At 68.7% G+C, this 15,759-nt stretch carries 18 protein-coding genes, 1 pseudogene and 1 riboswitch; of the genes and pseudogenes, 9 read left to right on the top strand and 10 right to left on the bottom strand.

Translation table 11 applies throughout. The features are described from left to right. Window positions 1–833: 833 nt before the first annotated feature. Window positions 834–1,076 (top strand): annotated as a pseudogene (locus HAV40_RS39135) (DUF4037 domain-containing protein); the annotation flags it as partial. Between the two features lie 174 nt (window positions 1,077–1,250). On the opposite strand, the gene HAV40_RS00010 reads toward HAV40_RS39135, so the two are convergent. Continuing rightward, window positions 1,251–2,081, bottom strand: a complete 831-nt coding sequence (locus tag HAV40_RS00010; protein ID WP_239086187.1) for an MOSC domain-containing protein — start codon at window positions 2,079–2,081, stop codon at window positions 1,251–1,253. Next, window positions 2,078–2,947 (bottom strand): bifunctional 5,10-methylenetetrahydrofolate dehydrogenase/5,10-methenyltetrahydrofolate cyclohydrolase, encoded by an 870-nt coding sequence (locus HAV40_RS00015; RefSeq protein ID WP_166377688.1) that lies wholly within the window; start codon window positions 2,945–2,947, stop codon window positions 2,078–2,080. Before HAV40_RS00015 ends, HAV40_RS00010 begins: the two co-directional genes overlap by 4 nt. Window positions 2,948–2,959: 12 nt before the next feature. Then, window positions 2,960–3,043: riboswitch (ZMP/ZTP riboswitch) on the bottom strand. A 168-nt stretch (window positions 3,044–3,211) separates the two neighbouring features. Here HAV40_RS00015 and HAV40_RS00020 point away from each other — a divergent pair. Further along, entirely contained in the window at window positions 3,212–3,742 is a 531-nt protein-coding gene (locus HAV40_RS00020; RefSeq protein WP_239086188.1) for a GNAT family N-acetyltransferase, read from the top strand. A gap of 34 nt (window positions 3,743–3,776) precedes the next feature. Here the strand turns inward: HAV40_RS00020 and HAV40_RS00025 are convergent, their stop codons facing one another. The 5 genes from HAV40_RS00025 to HAV40_RS00045 all read right to left on the bottom strand — a co-directional run bounded on the left by HAV40_RS00025 (window position 3,777) and on the right by HAV40_RS00045 (window position 7,789). Next, complete coding sequence (locus tag HAV40_RS00025) at window positions 3,777–4,967, bottom strand: hypothetical protein (RefSeq protein ID WP_166377690.1); 1,191 nt, start codon at window positions 4,965–4,967, stop codon at window positions 3,777–3,779. Continuing rightward, a complete protein-coding gene (locus tag HAV40_RS00030; RefSeq protein WP_166377692.1) occupies window positions 4,964–5,482 on the bottom strand; it encodes a SigE family RNA polymerase sigma factor in 519 nt (172 codons plus the stop codon). The genes HAV40_RS00025 and HAV40_RS00030 overlap by 4 nt, the downstream gene beginning before the upstream one ends. A 95-nt stretch (window positions 5,483–5,577) precedes the next feature. Beyond that, window positions 5,578–6,108, bottom strand: coding sequence for a DUF6817 domain-containing protein (locus HAV40_RS00035; RefSeq protein WP_166377694.1), 531 nt, complete (start codon window positions 6,106–6,108; stop codon window positions 5,578–5,580). 72 nt (window positions 6,109–6,180) lie between these two features. Continuing rightward, entirely contained in the window at window positions 6,181–6,786 is a 606-nt protein-coding gene (locus HAV40_RS38775; RefSeq protein WP_166377696.1) for a hypothetical protein, read from the bottom strand. 259 nt (window positions 6,787–7,045) lie between these two features. After that, complete coding sequence (locus HAV40_RS00045; protein ID WP_240935348.1) at window positions 7,046–7,789, bottom strand: maleylpyruvate isomerase N-terminal domain-containing protein; 744 nt, start codon at window positions 7,787–7,789, stop codon at window positions 7,046–7,048. On the opposite strand from HAV40_RS00045, the gene HAV40_RS38215 reads away from it, so the two are divergent. Both HAV40_RS38215 and HAV40_RS00050 read left to right on the top strand, forming a co-directional pair. Continuing rightward, a complete protein-coding gene (locus tag HAV40_RS38215) occupies window positions 7,688–7,897 on the top strand; it encodes a hypothetical protein (protein ID WP_240935350.1) in 210 nt (69 codons plus the stop codon). The two genes, HAV40_RS00045 and HAV40_RS38215, sit on opposite strands and share 102 nt — an antisense overlap. A gap of 168 nt (window positions 7,898–8,065) precedes the next feature. After that, window positions 8,066–8,620, top strand: coding sequence for a hypothetical protein (locus tag HAV40_RS00050; protein WP_166377698.1), 555 nt, complete (start codon window positions 8,066–8,068; stop codon window positions 8,618–8,620). A 72-nt stretch (window positions 8,621–8,692) separates the two neighbouring features. Here HAV40_RS00050 and HAV40_RS00055 read toward each other — a convergent pair whose 3' ends face one another. Then, the gene (locus tag HAV40_RS00055) at window positions 8,693–8,893 is read right to left on the bottom strand and encodes a hypothetical protein (RefSeq protein ID WP_166377700.1); all 201 of its coding nucleotides are present in this window, start codon (window positions 8,891–8,893) and stop codon (window positions 8,693–8,695) included. A gap of 201 nt (window positions 8,894–9,094) precedes the next feature. On the opposite strand from HAV40_RS00055, the gene HAV40_RS00060 reads away from it, so the two are divergent. Genes HAV40_RS00060 through HAV40_RS00070 form a run of 3 tightly spaced genes read left to right on the top strand, consistent with a single transcriptional unit; the run spans window position 9,095 to window position 12,881 of the window. Then, on the top strand, window positions 9,095–9,943 hold the full coding sequence (locus tag HAV40_RS00060) for an RNA polymerase sigma factor (protein ID WP_166377702.1): 849 nt from the start codon (window positions 9,095–9,097) through the stop codon (window positions 9,941–9,943). Next, window positions 9,940–12,045, top strand: a complete 2,106-nt coding sequence (locus HAV40_RS00065; RefSeq protein WP_166377704.1) for a tetratricopeptide repeat protein — start codon at window positions 9,940–9,942, stop codon at window positions 12,043–12,045. The genes HAV40_RS00060 and HAV40_RS00065 overlap by 4 nt, the downstream gene beginning before the upstream one ends. 17 nt (window positions 12,046–12,062) lie before the next feature. Continuing rightward, on the top strand, window positions 12,063–12,881 hold the full coding sequence (locus HAV40_RS00070) for an AAC(3) family N-acetyltransferase (protein WP_166377706.1): 819 nt from the start codon (window positions 12,063–12,065) through the stop codon (window positions 12,879–12,881). Window positions 12,882–12,979: 98 nt separating this feature from the next. On the opposite strand, the gene HAV40_RS00075 is transcribed toward HAV40_RS00070, so the two are convergent. Next, entirely contained in the window at window positions 12,980–13,960 is a 981-nt protein-coding gene (locus HAV40_RS00075; protein WP_166377708.1) for a helix-turn-helix transcriptional regulator, read from the bottom strand. A 499-nt stretch (window positions 13,961–14,459) separates the two neighbouring features. On the opposite strand from HAV40_RS00075, the gene HAV40_RS00080 reads away from it, so the two are divergent. After that, on the top strand, window positions 14,460–15,122 hold the full coding sequence (locus HAV40_RS00080; protein ID WP_166377710.1) for a hypothetical protein: 663 nt from the start codon (window positions 14,460–14,462) through the stop codon (window positions 15,120–15,122). 240 nt (window positions 15,123–15,362) lie between these two features. Here the strand turns inward: HAV40_RS00080 and HAV40_RS00085 are convergent, their stop codons facing one another. Further along, window positions 15,363–15,503, bottom strand: a complete 141-nt coding sequence (locus HAV40_RS00085; protein ID WP_166377712.1) for a hypothetical protein — start codon at window positions 15,501–15,503, stop codon at window positions 15,363–15,365. A 26-nt stretch (window positions 15,504–15,529) separates the two neighbouring features. Between HAV40_RS00085 and HAV40_RS00090 the strand changes: the two genes are divergently transcribed. Further along, window positions 15,530–15,742, top strand: coding sequence for a class I SAM-dependent methyltransferase (locus HAV40_RS00090; RefSeq protein WP_239086193.1), 213 nt, complete (start codon window positions 15,530–15,532; stop codon window positions 15,740–15,742). Window positions 15,743–15,759: the final 17 nt, after the last annotated feature.

Here is a 15,759-nt window from a genome sequence, read left to right on the forward strand (position 1 = left end):
GTCCAGCGCCGCCCCTCTTCGCTCCGCTCAGATTCCCGCCCTTCGGGCGGGTGGATCCCACTTCGTGGGATCTGTCTCGCGAAGCGAAGTCTGTTCAGTTGCTGTGTCCCTTCGGGACCGTCCCTTCGGGACGTCAGTAGTTCATGTGGTCCACTTTACTCGCTTTCACGTCTATCCCCTGCCTTGACACCCGCTCCTTCGGCTCTGTGTCCGTCCCTTCGGGCCGGACACAGAGCCGGCTGTTGCAGCAGTTCTTTGCATAGTCTCGTCCTGACCGTGTTGCACATTATTAAATTATCGGTACACATAATCAAGTAATCGATTGAGGATGGCCCCTCCCATCAGGAAGCACTTGAAACTCGGTTCATGGGTCCTCGAACAGCAACGCCTACCACAACGACGGGACACACCGTCGCAACATTACGCCCAAACACAACAACACGAACAAAACACCAACTCAAGGAACCTCAGCCCAAGCCGACAGAAACACGGTCCAGCAAGCAGGCGAGCACCCACACAGGTCAGCACCACAAAACAGGCCACGACGGCAAAGTGCGTTCACGAAACTTCCCACACAGGAGAGAAGCTCAGGGCTGAGCGGGTTCGTGTTGCGGGCCGTACTGGCGGGGGTGTCCAGCGCCGATGCTTCGATCCGAGTCATGGCCGATACGGACGGACTGGTCGCGCATCGGGTGGTGGTCGCGGAGCTGCTGGGCTTCGACGCGCGGGCGCCGCTGACGGCGCTGAACTGGCTTTCCTTGCGACGCAGGTGCAGAGGTGACCGCTGTTCCACGACGGGGTCGGTGAGCTGACCGCCTTGCTGGTACCCCGATGACGTGTGGTGGTTCGTGCTGGCGTGCCAGTGGACGTGGATCGGGCAGGAGGAGCCGTTCGTGGGCCAGGCCGCGGAGGCCGGTGACGAGCTGGGCAGCCGGGTGGTCGCGGCGCGGCTGGCCCGGGAAATGATGCGGCTTTGTCTGCTGCATGCGCGGCGTTATCCGCCGTATGCCAAGTGGTGGGGCGGGGGGTGCCGCAGGCAACGTCGCCGCTGTTGCGGTAGGTCCGGAAGGCGCTGACGGGGGTTGAACACAACTCCGGATGCTTGAAACGCCGGACCAGTAGCTCTCCGCTTCGGTGACGGCGCCTGTGGCGTCGTCACCGAACTATTCGACGGTCGTGGTGTCTTGGAGCGCGGCACCGGGCTGGGGTGCGCTGTCGTCGGAAGTGGCTTCGGGGACGGGCGGCGTGCGTTAGGCGACGCGGACCGGGTCGCCGGGCCGGATCCGGGCGGGGTGCAGGACCTGGGCGTAGATGCCGGCGCAGGGCTGCGGGCCCAGGGCGGGCAGCGGCACGATGCGGTGGTGGCGGGCGAGCACCCGCAGGGCGTCGGGGTCGCGGGGTAGGTCACCGTGGGCGAGGGTCGGTATCGCGCACCGTGGGGTGGCGACGATGACGCGCAGCGCGGCCTCGCCGATGTGCAGTTCGCGGCCGACCCAGTCGTCCTCGGGAAAGCCGTTCTCGTCGGCGGTGTCGATGACGATGTTGGGCCGGTAGCGGCGCAGGTCGGCGATACCCGCGGGGTGCAGCGCGGTGATGCGGCGCAGGGTCGCGGTGGTGAGCAGGTGTACAGGCGCGAAGTCGAAGAACGTGCCCGGGGCCGCGCCGCCGAGAGTGTTGGTGACCAGCGGCAACGTGGCAGTTATGCCGTCGCGGAGCACCGCGTCAGGGTCGGCGCGGTCGAGCAGGGCCTGTTCGGGCGGGGTGCCGGTGAGCTCGACGTTCCGGCCGAGCAGCGCCGACAGGGTCTTCGCGGCCGCCGGGTCAGTGCTGTGCACGTCGACGCCGGGGCCGGTGATCCGTACGCCTCGGGGGTCGATGGCGGCGGTGAGGGTGAGCAGGCGCTGCCAGAGTCGGGGGTGTTTGGCGCTGGCGACCCGGCCGGTGGCGGTGTCGAGCAGGGCGAGGGCGCGGTCACCGGCCAGCCCGGCCGCGGTCACGTCAGCGGCGGTGAGCTGTTCGCCGAGCAGGGACTTGACCGGGTACCGGTGCAGGGTGGCGACCGCTGCCCCCGCCGCGATCACGGGTTGGCCCGCTCGGCGGCCGTGACGACGTTGCGGAACAGCATCGCGACGGTGGTCGGGCCGACGCCGCCGACCCGCGGGGTGATCGCCCCGGCGACGGCGGCACAGGACTCGTCGACGTCGGGCAGGATGCGGCGGCCTTCGTACCGCACGCCGCCGCCGACGACGACCGCGCCGGGCTTGACGTGCTCGGGCTGGATGATGCCAGGCACGCCGGCGGCGGCGATGAGGATGTCGGCGCGGCGGGTGTAGCGGGCCCAGTCCTTGACGCCGGTGTGTACGACGGTGACGGCCGCGTCGGCGGTGGGGCGCTTCTGCGCGAGCAGCATGGCCAGGGGGCGGCCGAGGGTCGCGCCGCGGCCCAGGATGACGACCTCGCGGCCGGCGACGGGGATGTCGTAGTAGGCGAGCAGTGCTTCGATGCCGGCGGGGGTGCAGGGCAGCGGGCCGGGGATGCCCAGGGCGAGGCGGCCCATGTTGACCGGGTGCAGGCCGTCGACGTCCTTGTCCGGGTCCATGGACTGCAGGGCGGCGTTGTAGTCGAGGTGGCCGGGGATCGGGTACTGCACGAGCATGCCGTGTACGGCGGGGTCGTCGTTCCAGGTGGTGATGACGCGCTGTACCTCGGCCTGCGTCGCGGAGGCGGGCAGGTGCTCGTGCGGGGACGCGAAGCCCAGCGCGGCGGCCTGCTGCTGCTTGATGCGGATGTAGCCGGCGCTGGCGTCGTCGTCGCCGACGAGCAGGGTGGCCAGGCTCGGGGTGATGCCGCGGGCGCGCAGGGCGGCGGAGCGGGTGGCGACGTCGGCGAGGATCTCGTCGGCGACGGGTTTGCCGGGCAGCAGGCGGGCGGTAGCGGGCGCGGACATGCGGCTCCTCCACGCGGTCGCCCAGGCGGTCGGCTTCCGCGGCTTCGCTCCCCGATGGTCGTTCCCATCCTCGTGCCGCCAGTCGCAAAATTCGCCCTCCAGCATGCCTCATCTGGTGCGGTGGATGCGGTGCGGGAGGTTCTGCCGGGGGCGGGTGCGTGAATAGCGATTGCGCGGCGGGCCGCGGCTCGCCATCATCGCGGGGTGATCGACCGACAGAGTGCCGGCTTCGCCGTCAAACCGACCCTCACCGGGGACAAGGTCGTGCTGCGCCCGTTCGCCGACGGGGACCTCGACGGCATCCGGGCCGCGTTGCGTGATCCGGAGGTGATGCGGCTGACCGGCAGCAGCGCCGACGATGCCGACGACGACGAGCGGGAGAAGGTCCTGCGCCGCTGGTACGGGACCCGTAACGCGCAGCCTGATCGGCTGGACCTGGCCGTGGTGGACCGGTCCACGGACGGCTGTGTCGGGGAGGTGGTGCTCAACGAGTGGAGCGAGCGAGCCCGCAGTTGCAACTTCCGGGTGTTGATCGGGCCGGCTGGGCGTGATCGTGGGCTGGGCACGGAGGTGATCCGGCTGTTCGTCGGGTACGCCTTCGAGCGGCTGGGGCTGCATCGGGTGGAGTTGGAGGTGTTCGATTTCAATCCGCGGGCGCGCCGGGTGTACGAGAAGGTGGGTTTCGTCGCCGAGGGTGTGCTGCGTGAGGTGTTGCGCGATGGTGACGGATGGGTCGATGCGACGGTGATGTCGATCCTGTCGCACGAGTGGGAGCGTCACCGGGGCCGTCCGTGACCGGCCGGGACTGTGCCCGGCCGGTCACGGTGTCTCAGTGGCAGGTCCAGCGCACAGCGGCGGTGGTCTGGCCGCCGGTGGGCCGGACGACTGTCTGGTAGCCGCCGAGGGCGCGGCCGTCGCGGCTGAGGGCCGTGACGGTGATCTCGGGGGTGCTCAGGCCGGTGACGGCTCCTTCGGCGTCGGACAGCACGTCGCCTTGACCGCCCATGTCCTGGAGGAAGGCGTGGCCGCCGTGGCTGCCGTTCGGGGTGTCGATGGGTGGTGCGATGCCCGCTGACCAGCCCTGGCCGCCGAAAGCGTCGGGTTGGGCGGGGGCGATCGTCCATCGTTTCTGGCCGGTGACGTGGTTCCAGCGTACGAGCAGTGTCGTCTCCTGGATGCCGTCGGTGTATCGGACGGAGCCGACGACCCAGTTGCCGTCGACTGTCCCGACGCGGACTTCGAGCACCTTGTCGGCGCCGATGTCCTCGGGCAGTTTCAGCTCCTCGCCGGTGCCGTCGGGGTGCCATCGATAGGCGTGGGTGCCGGTGTTGTCGGCGATGGTGCCGACTACGGTGCCGTCGGCGCTGATGTCGGCGACCCGGCCGGTGGCCCCTGCGGGCAGGGCCAGCGGGCGGGGCTCGGTCTTCGGGTCGTCCCACACAGCGGGGCGGCCGGCGACCTGCCCGGCGACGGTGCCCGTGTCGTTGACGGCCAGCGCCTCGGCATCCTCACCGGCGAGCAGGATGTTCGCGCCGTCCCGGTGGAGCCAGGAGGTGCGGGTGTCGGCGGTGGCTGTGGCGACCGCGACGCCGCTTTCGGCGATGTCGGTGAACTCGGCGTTGCCGCCGATGGGGCCGATCTCCGTCGCCATGCCGTAGTCCCAGGTGATCAGGTGGGTGCGGCCGTCGGAGCGGTACGCGTGACCGGCCAGGCGACGGCCCGACGGGTCGCCGGCGGTGACCTTGCTGCCGGCGAAGTTGCCGGGCACGTCGAGGCGCTCGGCGACGCAGCGGCCGTCGTAGTGGCCGCCGAACGGCGAGGTCTGCGGCTCGTACTCGCCGGGCAAGGGTAGCCGGAGCATGGTCAGGGCTATGGCGACGACCGCGAGCACGCTGGCGCTGTAGCCGGCGACACGGCGCTGTCGCAGGCGGACGAGCCTGCGGCCGTGGACGCGGGCGAGCACGTCGTAGCGGGGGGCCTGCTCGGACAGGCCTTCGAGCAGTTCCTTCAGGTCGCTCATGCGCGGGCCCCCCTCGGCTCCTTGACCAGCACGTGTAGTTCGGGGGCGACTTCGCGCAGCCGGGCCAGGGCCCGGGACTGCTGGCTCTTGACGGTGCCGATGGAGACGCCGAGGGCTTCGGCGGCGTCGGGTTCGGACAGGTCCTCGAAGTAGCGCAGCACGATGACGGCGCGCTGCTTGCGGGTGAGTTTCTCCAGCGCCTGGCGTAGCAGGATCCGGCGGATGGCGTCGGCGGCCAGGTCGTGGCCGGTGCCGTGCTCGGGCATGCGTTCGCTGAGGTGTTCGTTGCGCAGGTGGTGGCTGCGCCGCCAGCGGGACACGTGCTCGTGGTAGAGGATCTTGCGCAGGTAGGCGTCAGGGGCGTCGATGCGCGCCTTGCGCCAGCTCAGGGCGAGTTTGAGCAGCGCGTTCTGGAGCAGGTCCTCGGCGGCGTGGTGGTCGCCGGTCAGCAGGTACGCCACCCGTGACCAACGGCCGAGCCCGGCCTGCACGTACTCGTCGAATCCATCGTCCACCGCAGGTGTTCCCCGTCTGCCGGCACAGCTCGTCGACACCCGTAGACGACGACCGCGGCCGCTGCGGTTGGCACCGGGTGCGGAGATTCTTTCTGTCAGAACCTCAGCACGGTACGGGCGTCGGCGGTGACCTGCGGGGAAGCGAGATCGGTCCAGGAAGCGAACAGGGTGCGGAAGTAGTCGCCGTAGCGGGCGGCGACGTCGGGGGCCTGCTCGCACAGGTCGAGTTCGTTGACGATGCTCAGGTCGACCAGCGGGCGCAGCTCGGCGGCGGTCAGGACGGTGACGGTGCCGTCGAAGCGGTTGTGCAGTTGCCGGGTCCGGGCGAGGTCGCGCCAGGTGTGTCTGCGCAGTGTGGCGGCGTAGTGGTGCACGAGCTGCTCGGCGGCGGGGCTGGCGGCGGCGCGCAGCAGGTCGCGTTCGTCGAGGGTGAGTAGCGCGGTGTCGAAGCCGTCGGTGCCGTACGCGGCGTGGGACAGGCCCGCGAGGGCGGTCGGCTCCGGCAGTCCGTGCGCGGCGAGACGGTCGTGTACGCGTACCAGATGGGTGTAGAGGGTTCCGCCCGGATGGTCGATGGTCTGCGCGCCGCGCTCGCGCAGCAGCGCCTTGACGTCGTCGACGGTCATGGCGGAACTCTAGGGCGCGGGCGCGGCGGGGTCAGCGGTATGTGGGCAAGTTCATCGGGAATCGCGGCGGGGTCAGCCGTAGGTGCAGAGGTCTTTGACGGCGTCTTCGGCGGCGAGCCCGGCGTCGAGGAACTGGGCCTCGCGGGCCTTGGCGATGTCGCCGCCCGCGGCGTCGAGCATGGTGATGATGGTGCCGCGTGTCCTGGCCAGGGTGGTGAGCGCGGCTTTGAGCCGGTTGTCGGCGCTACGGCCGGCCAGCGCCGTCGAGGCCTTCTGGTATGCCTGGAACGCCCTGCGCAGCACCGTGATCGCGTTGGCGATCTCTTCGGGGCTGGAGGTCTCGTCGACGCGGTAGGGCGCGACCGACGTGGCGGCCTTGACGTAGGCGTTCTCGGCTTCGTAGAAGCCACGGCAGGTGGTCTTCAGGTCGGCCTTGGCGGGCTTGGTGGCGGGGCGCGGCGAGGTGGTGGCGGGGCGGGGTGACGGCCGGGCCGAGGCCGACGGGCTCGGCACCGGAGTGGGTGACGGGGTGGCGCCGGGCGAGACCGTGGCGGTGGCGACGGCGGCCGGTCCGGCCGACGACGCGGCGGCGACCGGGCTGGGCGTACGGTCGTCGCAGGCCGTGGTGCCGAGCAGGGCCGCACTGAACGACAGCGCCACGGCGAGACGGTTCTTCATGTGGGTTCCTTCGACGCGAGTCAAGATCGATCGCAGTGTAGGAGAGCCCGGCGGGTTCCGGTTGCCCGTGCGGCGACGACCGGACGAAGGGCCGCGGCACGGCGACCGTCCGGTGTGCATGGACCGCCCGATACGGCGATGGCGCCGCCGGTCGGTGAGACGGGCTTCGACCACGACGTGGGGGTCGCAGTGCGCGCGCGCTGTCCCCGGCTGGCCGAGAACCACCCGTAGTCCGTGGCTGATGGAGGGGGTCGGTATGTCACACGGACGGGTCCCAGGCTGCGAGCTGATCGAAGACACGACGGTCGCCTTCGAACTTCAGCGACTCCAGCGGTATACGGCCGTAGAAGAACAGGACCAGGTCACTGGCTGAGCCGTGGGCGGACGCGTCGGCTGGGTCCTCGCCGGTAGCGGGGGTGAGGTGGGCGACCTGTGCGCCGTCGTGGGACAGCCGAAGGCGCCAGGAGTGGCCCTCGGTGGCGTGGTAGTCGACGACGGCAGGCTCGTGGGGCCAGGCGACCGTCGTCGCGCAGAGGGTGAACTGGCAGTCGTCGAAACCGTCCAGGGCGATCTGCTCCGGTATGGGCTGCGGGGCACCTTCGATGAGCTGGACGTCGTAGGTGTGCACCGCGATCTCGTGGAGCTGACGCCTCGCCCAGGCTCCGGAGGTCTGCGGTGACGGCGAGTCCCCCCACCACGTCCAGCAACCGCGATCCGGGCCCGCCTCGCGCAGCACGCTCACCAGGTGCTCGACGGACGCGGCCCACCAGGCCAGAAGAGCCTCGCGCTCCCGAGGCGCACCCGTGCCACCTGCCCATACGGACTCCTCCGGCGGACCGTCCGCGGGCCCGGCGGTGACGACGGCGGCTGTCTTGCGGCGACCCATGCCGAGGTGTTGCACATGATCGAACAGCGTCCGGTCCGGATGGGTGGGCATCTGAACGTCGAGGCTGGGTGCCGTCGCGACCGCAGCGCGGAAGGCGGCCGACCGTTCGTCGATCAGCCGCAGCAGATCAGGGAACGTGAGAATTATGCGCACCCCGGTTTCTACCATTGTGCTCCGGCGATCGGACAGCGGATTTCGCACCGACGCGGCGGCAGCCCGCACTGATACGTGCCATGGACGACACGCGGGCGCCCCTTCCTCAGCGCCTGTCGCGAAACCGTGCGGCAGAATCGCGGTCCACGCAGGCACGGCGAAGATCCAGGTGGGGCCCACCCGTAACGCCGACACGCCCCGAGGACACCTTGAGGCCATGAGGTCGAGGAGAATCACGGCGTGCACTATTGCCAGCGTTGTGAACCTGCGGTCGGACTCGAACCGACCGCTGATGTCGCGGTCTGCTCGCGCTGCGGCTGGACCGAACCTGGCCGCCGCGAGCCGCTGTACGTCGTCACCGGAGCATCCGGTTCCGGAAAGAGCGCGATCTTCGCGCCGCTGGCCGCTGCACTGCCTGACTGCGTGGTCTTCGATGTGGATTGGCTGATCGACCCGATGAAGGCCACTGGATCGCTCGACTGGGACGCCTTCCGGGATGCCTGGCTGAGCGTGGCGCACGGAATCGCGCAGGGACGCCGCAGTACCGTCCTGTTGGGGCCGCTGATGCCGGAGCAGCTGGTGGGCTTGCCATCGCGGCGCTGGATCGGGCCGGTTCACTTCGCAGTCCTGGATTGCACGGACGAGCAGCGCCGCGCCCGGCTCGACGCCAGGCCCTCATGGCGAGAACACGCGATCGGCGAGCACCTGGCCTTTGCCGCGCAGCTGCGACGCACCATCAGCACCGTCCTGCACACCCGCCAGATCAGACCGCTCAACACGTCGCCGAATGGGTGAGAAGTACGGCGTCCCGCTGCGACGGCCCAGCAACGCAGGTGGAATTCTCCAACGGACCGCGGCGCGGCGGCGTCAGAGCCGGATGATGTAGACCTCTCCCGGAATGTATTTCGGCCGGGTCAGCAGGACTCTGCCGTCGGGATTGACCGCCATGAAACAGATCTCGCTCGGCAACGGTCTCCGCAGCTTGCTGCTGCCGAGCAGGTCGAACTGGACGGGAATGCGGCGCGCCCGCCCGCACGTGGTGTCGGCGCATACGAGCAGCAGCGACAAACAGGTCCCTGAGGTGACCCACCCCGGCGAAGGGGTGTTTGACTCTGCGTTCGGTGCGGCGGCGGTAGGTGTTTGAGACGCGGTGCAAACCCATCCGATCCGGGCCGGTGCCCGATCAGGCCGCGGCGGGACATGGGCGGCGCGATGAGGCTGACCAAACGTTCTCGGCCCACCCTGCGCTTGTTATGTATGAGTCTTCCTATGCTGCTCAGGTTGACCCTGGGGTCTGCGCTCGTCGTGTTGACCATGGGTGCCACCCACTGGCAGATCGCCGTGGCCGCGGTCGCGCTGACGATGGGGCTGGTCCTGCTCGACCATTGGCATGCTCGGCACACCGCTGGACCTGAGGCCCGCGGCTCTCCAGACGGCGCTGCCGCCCCCGGCCCACCGGTCCGTCTTGCCCCGAAGGCCTCGGAGTCCGGCGGCCACCCCTGCCCACCCATTCATGACTCGACGTCGGGAGACGAGTTGGTCCAGTCGAGGCCCCGTCCGCAGAGAACCATGCAAGAACTTCAAGAGATCGAGGCTCTCATAGAGAAGGAGTACACCGACCTTTGGAGATTCGCACGGATCATCGTCGACGATCAATCGATGGCGAGTGACCTCGTTCATGTGACCTTTATAGAGGTCTACTACGCATGGGAGAGGATCAGCGGCTATCCCCCGGCAGGTCTGGGGTCCTGGCTGCGGACAGTCTTGAAGCACAAGGCCGTGGACATGTATCGCCAGCGTAAGCGGGAGGTCGTCTCCGATGAGGTCCCCACGTCGGCCAGGCCATCGGACACCGTCGAATACATCGTCGAGCTCAGGCTGGCCGTGGCTGCGTGCGAGCAGGAGATCAGCAGAATGCCGCCGGTGAGGAAGACAGTCGCCTATCTCGTTCTGCTCAAGAGGTGGACGACCGCGGCGGTGGCCGCTGAACTGGAGATCACCGAAAGCACGGTCCGCGGTCACTTGTTCCAGGCCCGAAAGCAGCTGAAAGATGCCATCGGCCCACGGCCCTGGCTCAATGACGACGACGAGGGCGAGGAAGGGAACAAATCCGCATGAACACCGACCCGAACAAGGACCGGCTCACGCTGGCCGACGTATACCGACTCGCCGTCACCACCGACCCGGCCGCGCCTGAAGCAGCCGACTACCAGCAGGGTCTGGCCCGCCTCAAAGCATGGGGCGAGCGGGAGGTGGACATCGTCGGCTCGCCGACGCGACCCGCCTCGTCAGCCCGAGGACAGCGTGTCACCGTCCTTGGCCGCCGCACTCTGCTGCAGGAGTTGACCGAGCAGGCCTGCCACCCCGGAGCCGAGCCTATCGTGCTCGTCGGCCAGGGAGGGGCGGGCAAATCGACCCTCGCGGCCGCCCTGGCAGAACAGGCGCCAGGCCTGGGCCGCATGGTGTTCTGGATCTCGGCGGCCAGTGCCGGCGAATTCGCTCTGGGCATCACGGAGGTCGTCCGGAGCCTGGGCGGATCCATGGCCGAAGCGAACCTGATCACCAGCGGATCCGCAGACGCCGCAGATCTCTTCTGGAGGCGGCTTGAGGAAGCACCCCGCGAGTGGCTACTGATCCTCGACAACGCTGACGAGCCGGAACTGCTCGCGACCACGAGCGCGCCGGTCGACGCGGCGACGGATCTGCGTTGGGTGCGCCGGTCGCTTCGCGGGCAGGTCGTCGTCACCAGCAGGCAGACCGATCCGCGTGTATGGCCGGACGCGCGTGTCGTCGCGCTCGGCGGCCTGGACCTGGCCGATGCCACCCAGATGCTGAGAGATCTCGCCCCGGCCGCAGGCGCCGAGAGTGACGCACGCGCCCTGGCCGTCCGTCTCGACTGTCTGCCGCTCACGCTCCACCTCGCCGGGACATACCTGGACTCGGACGTGGCCGAGGTGCTCACGTTCGCCGACTACGAACGGGCACTCGACAACGCGGCGGGGACGGTCATGGCCCGCGCCGGAGAGATCTCGCTGACGGGACTGGCCCGGCACGGCCTGCCCGAAGCCAGGGATCTGATGACACTGGCGAGCTGCTACGCCTCGAACTCCATTCCGGCCTCTCTGCTGGGGCCAGACCTGGACGAGGCGCTGGAAGGACTCGGCCGGGTGGGTCTGATCCGCAACGACCGGAGGGGCATCTCCCTGCACCCCCTTCTCGCCGAGATCAACCGGGCGGAGGGTGGCCAGGCCTGGCACACCGCGGCCGCGCTACTGGCGGATGCGGTGCGGGACGTGCCTTTCGACATCCCCGACCACTGGCCCCTGTACCGGCAGCTGGGTCCTCACCTGCTGGCGGTCCTCGCCGCCCGGCAGCTGAACCCGACATATCTCCATCTGCTGGCCGAGACCGCCATCCAGATCGCCCACGCCTTCGGCCGCAGCGGCGACAACGGAGCTGCCGTCGCCATCTACCAGGCCGTGATCGATCACAGCCGAGAGCTGGGAGAGAACCACCAGGCAGTGCTGCGAGCTCGGCATCTGATCGCCTGGGTGGTCGCCGACACCGGCGACATTCCCGCAGCCAAGGCCATCTACCAAGACGTCTTCGAGCGGCGGCTCGGCGAGTTCGGGCCGACCCACGACGACACCCTCGACAGCCGGCACGAGCTCGCCTGGATCGACACCTGCGACGGCAAATGGGCGAAGGCCGAGCGCGACTACCGGGACCTTCTCCACGACAGCCTGATCCACCGCGGATCCGATGCCGCCGGCACGTTGACAACCCGCCACGAGCTCGCGTTCGCCATCGCGGCGCAGGGGCGCCTCGACGAGGCGCTCTCCGACTTCGAGCAGATCTTGGACGATCGGCGACGGGTCCTGGGCGTACAACACCCGCAGACCCTGCAGACGCAGCACGAGATCGTTTGGATCACAGCCCGGCGCGGCCATTACGCGCAGGCAGAGGTGCTCTTCCGGGAACTGCTCGAACTGCGCCGGGAAATGGAGGACGACCACCCGCATGTCCTGCTCAACCGGCACGAACTCGCCTGGGTGATCGCACGACAGGGCCGGTTCGCCGAAGCCGAGACCATCTACGCCCGCGTCCTGGAACGACGCGACCGCACCCTGGGTAGCAACCATCCGGACACTGGCAAAACCCGGTTCGCCTTGGACGAACTGCGCCAGGGCCGCATCGTCGACGCCGTCCACCTCGCCTGAACAGACGGAGGCCCGAAATGATCCACTCGACACGACTCGCCGCCGCCATCGACGAACTGGACCTGGCCGGGCGGGCACTCATCGTCCACGCGTCCCTGCGTTCGCTGAAGACGCCGATCGACGGCGGGGCCGACACCCTCCTGGACACGCTGCTGCGCCAGAACTGCACCGTCATGGTCCCGGCCTTCACCGAACCCCAGTTCCGGGTGCCGGCCCCCACCGACATGCGCCCAGCCCGCAACGGTCTGGACTACGCGACCGAAGCCCTCGCGCCAGAATCCGGCCCGGTCTTCGACGTCGGCTGCGGGCTGATCAACTCGGGGCTCGGAACCCTGCCCGCCACACTCGTCAAGCGGGCCGACGCCATCCGCGGCGATCACCCCTTGAACTCCTTCGCCGCCATCGGACCCCGAGCCGCCCACCTCATCCGACCCCAGACACCCGACGACGTGTACGCGCCACTGCGCAGACTCGCCGAACTCGACGGCGCCGTACTGCTCGCCGGCGTCGGCCTCAACCGGATGACCGCTCTCCACCTGGCTGAGCAGCGATCGGGTCGAGCCGCCTTCCGTCGCTGGGCACGTGACACAGCCGGCGACATCCGGATGGTGGAAGTCGGATCATGCTCTGAGGGATTCCCTCGGCTAGAGCCGGCGATCGCCCCTCTCGCCCACGTCGCCACCGTCGCGGCTGCGCGATGGCGCAGTTTTCCACTGCGGCCGACCCTGGCCGTCGCGACAGCAGCCATCGTCGAGCGCCCGGACATCACTCACTGCCCGGACGGTGCCTGCCTGCTCTGCCGGGACTCCATAGCGGGCGGCCCACTACCGCTCTGATCAACTCGCGTGGTCGGGCGTCCCGGATCAGCTCGCCGTCCGGGACGCCCGACCACGTCGGTCGGACCGCCGGTCCACGTCTGCGCGTCGAACGCGGATCACCGTGGATCGGCCTGTCGGCGGAAGTCAGTGGCGGTCGCCGCCGTGTGCATCTTGAAGTGCCGTGCGAAGAGTTCGAGGCTGGTGTACCCGTGGCGGATACAGATGTCCTGGATCCTCATCGTCTTGGTTTGTGGATTCCGCAGGCTGTCGCGGCAGGCGTCCAAGCGCACGTGCTTGACCATCGTCATCGGCGTGGTGCCGGCGCTCTGACAGGTTTTCTGGAGAAGACGCTTGGAGACCTTCGCCTCGTCGGCGATGCGTTCCGTATCCAGTTCGGGATCGCCATGGTGCCGGTGGACGATGCTGCGGAAAAGGGCCATCCGTAGATCCCGGAGGCTCGTCGGGCTGATCTGCCTGCCGCTGTCGACCAACTGTCCGATCATCTGGACGGTGTATTCGTGCAAGGCGGCTGCGGTCGCGGGTTCGTCGCCGTAATCGTCCCTGTCGGCGAGTTCGAGCAGGAGTTGGATGAGGAGGTCCTTGCCGGGCATGCGTCGGGGGATCAACGCGCCGACATGCTGCCGGATCCTGTCCGGGGATACCGGGACCATCGATTTCGGGACGGACAACTTGATCACTTTCATCCCGGCCGGTGTGGTCGAATGCTGGCTGCGTTGCGGAAGGGAGAGGTCGTAGAGGACGAGGTCGCGCGGACGAAAGACGACGCGATGGTCTTCCTGTTCCTTGCGGAGGTCTCCGTGGACGCTGAGGCAGAACTGATAGCACTCCGGGTCGGACGTCCTGATCTGTTCGGCACCGCGTCGCGCTTCGACCGCCAAGCCCGCCGCCCTGTAGGTGAGCGAATCGATGGTGAGGCCACCGAACGTGATCGCCGACATCTGTGCACTCAGAGGAGGCGGAACAAAGGGTCTGCGCCCGTGGACCGCAAAGGGGGCCAGCTCGTCGCCGACGCCATCGCAGTAGTAGTCGTAGCTGTGGCGCGGATCGACAGCGCGGGTGTCATAACGCCAATACATGGTCTGGGCCTCCTGTTCGACTGGTGACACAACGATTACAGCCGATGCGGCCGCCCGTGTGGTTGGCTGTGAGCGCACAGCTTGCGACCGAATGCCAGGTGCTCGGCCATGGCCTGCGGCGGTTGCATGGCCGGGGTTGCGAGCCGGCGAGGCTGTCCTCCGAAGCCGGTGCGCGGAACCTGGTGAGCCGCGGCGCAGGGCACGGGACTGCAAGCTCCCCGGCCGAGCGGCCGTCGCCGGGGTCGGGGACCATGCTGACGCCCACCGCTTCCATGGCGGCGACGCACGCCCAACCGGCCACCCGGCCCGGCCGCCACGCGAAACGACCATCATCATCGGACGACCGGTCGCCTCCGGTGACTGGTACAGCCCGATTTCAGGTCCGCTGGACGCATCTCGGCCGCGTACAGCCGATTACCGGCAGGTAGGTCGCATTGTCGACTGTCGAGATCGGAGTGAGCCATCAGGATGACCTTCCCGACATCGAAGGAGGTCCGCCATGGTGGCGATCCAGAAGGCGATACAGGACATCACCGGGTCCGATGAGAAGGCCCTGCAGTCCAAGGAGCGCCTCGAGCTGCTGAGGAACGCCGCCGAGGCACACCTCCAGCTCGCCGAGGACCGGCTCTCGGCGATGCTGCTCGGGACGGGCGGCGGTATCTCCAGCCTGTTCATCGTTCCCGGATCGGTCCAGAACTTCCAACAGGGTTACACCATCACCACCGGCGAGAAGGCGGCCGCGGGTATCGACACCGCGGTGGACCAGTTCTTCACGGGCAAGTACAAGGACGGCTTCAAGACGGTCGTCCACTCCGCCATCGACGTCCTGTTCAGCGACACCACCACCGGCGAGACCAAGAAGGACTTCTACTTCGTGACGATGGAGCACAACGCCTTCATCCGCGTCGACGTGGCCTTCTGGAAATACTATTTCACGCAGAAAAGCATCACCGACACCGCGGAGCAGGCGTTCTGCTACACCTTCGTCAAGTCGGTCGTCGACCACAGGAAGGTCCCGCTCGACACCATTGTATTCCTGGTCTCGAGCAGCGTGGGAGACGACCTGGCCAAGGTCCAGGAGTACCTGGACGAGATGAGGAAGCTCTATGCCGATCTGAGCGAGCACGACCCTGCCGAGGTCGCCGCCCGCGTGGCCAGCTGACCTGAACTGCCGCGCGGCGGACACCTGGCAATGGTCACCGCGGCGGAGATCCCGTCCGCCGTGGTGACCTGGTGTCGCTGCGGCTGTGCGACGGACGGCGGCGACCCCATGATGTCGTCGAGCACAGCTGACGCCGCCGCCTTGGAGCGGAGCTTTGGCACCCAGGTCCCGGCTGCGCGACGTCGGGGTCGGGCGGTGAGCGGCGGGCATGCCGGCGGCGTCCGGCATGCCCGCCGCCTGTCAGCGGCTGACCGCGAACACGCCGTCGGGGTCGAGGGCGTCCTTGAGCCGCTGGCGCAGCGGTGTCCTGGGGGTGGGGTGGTCGATGTCGGTGCGGTAGGGCGGGAAGCCGTGTGCGGTGAACGTCCGGTGCACTCCCACCCGGCGGCACCGTCATCATCTGCGAGCTGGTCCTCGATGACGACGAGACCGGCCCCGCACCCGCCGCGCTCATGGGCCTGAACATGCTCGTCGAAACCCGCGGCGGCTACAACTACACCCACGCCGAGTACCGGACCTGGCTCGAAGAAGCCGGCTTCACCGACATCGGCTCCACGCCCCTGGCGGCGGCGGGAGCCAACGCCGCCATCATCGCCCGCAAACGCCCGTACACCAGCTGACTCTCTTGACCGCGCCC

Source organism: Catellatospora methionotrophica (assembly GCF_011297335.1).
In the GTDB taxonomy this organism is placed as follows: domain Bacteria; phylum Actinomycetota; class Actinomycetes; order Mycobacteriales; family Micromonosporaceae; genus Catellatospora; species Catellatospora methionotrophica.

Coding starts and splice junctions, on each gene's coding strand:
- HAV40_RS00015 (WP_166377688.1), bottom strand. CDS start 2,947: ATGTCCGCGCCCGCTACCGCCCGCCTGCTGCCCGGCAAACCCGTCGCC.
- HAV40_RS00025 (WP_166377690.1), bottom strand. CDS start 4,967: ATGAGCGACCTGAAGGAACTGCTCGAAGGCCTGTCCGAGCAGGCCCCC.
- HAV40_RS00035 (WP_166377694.1), bottom strand. CDS start 6,108: ATGACCGTCGACGACGTCAAGGCGCTGCTGCGCGAGCGCGGCGCGCAG.
- HAV40_RS38775 (WP_166377696.1), bottom strand. CDS start 6,786: ATGAAGAACCGTCTCGCCGTGGCGCTGTCGTTCAGTGCGGCCCTGCTC.
- HAV40_RS38215 (WP_240935350.1), top strand. CDS start 7,688: ATGATCGAACAGCGTCCGGTCCGGATGGGTGGGCATCTGAACGTCGAG.
- HAV40_RS00060 (WP_166377702.1), top strand. CDS start 9,095: ATGCTGCTCAGGTTGACCCTGGGGTCTGCGCTCGTCGTGTTGACCATG.
- HAV40_RS00065 (WP_166377704.1), top strand. CDS start 9,940: ATGAACACCGACCCGAACAAGGACCGGCTCACGCTGGCCGACGTATAC.
- HAV40_RS00070 (WP_166377706.1), top strand. CDS start 12,063: ATGATCCACTCGACACGACTCGCCGCCGCCATCGACGAACTGGACCTG.
- HAV40_RS00075 (WP_166377708.1), bottom strand. CDS start 13,960: ATGTATTGGCGTTATGACACCCGCGCTGTCGATCCGCGCCACAGCTAC.
- HAV40_RS00080 (WP_166377710.1), top strand. CDS start 14,460: ATGGTGGCGATCCAGAAGGCGATACAGGACATCACCGGGTCCGATGAG.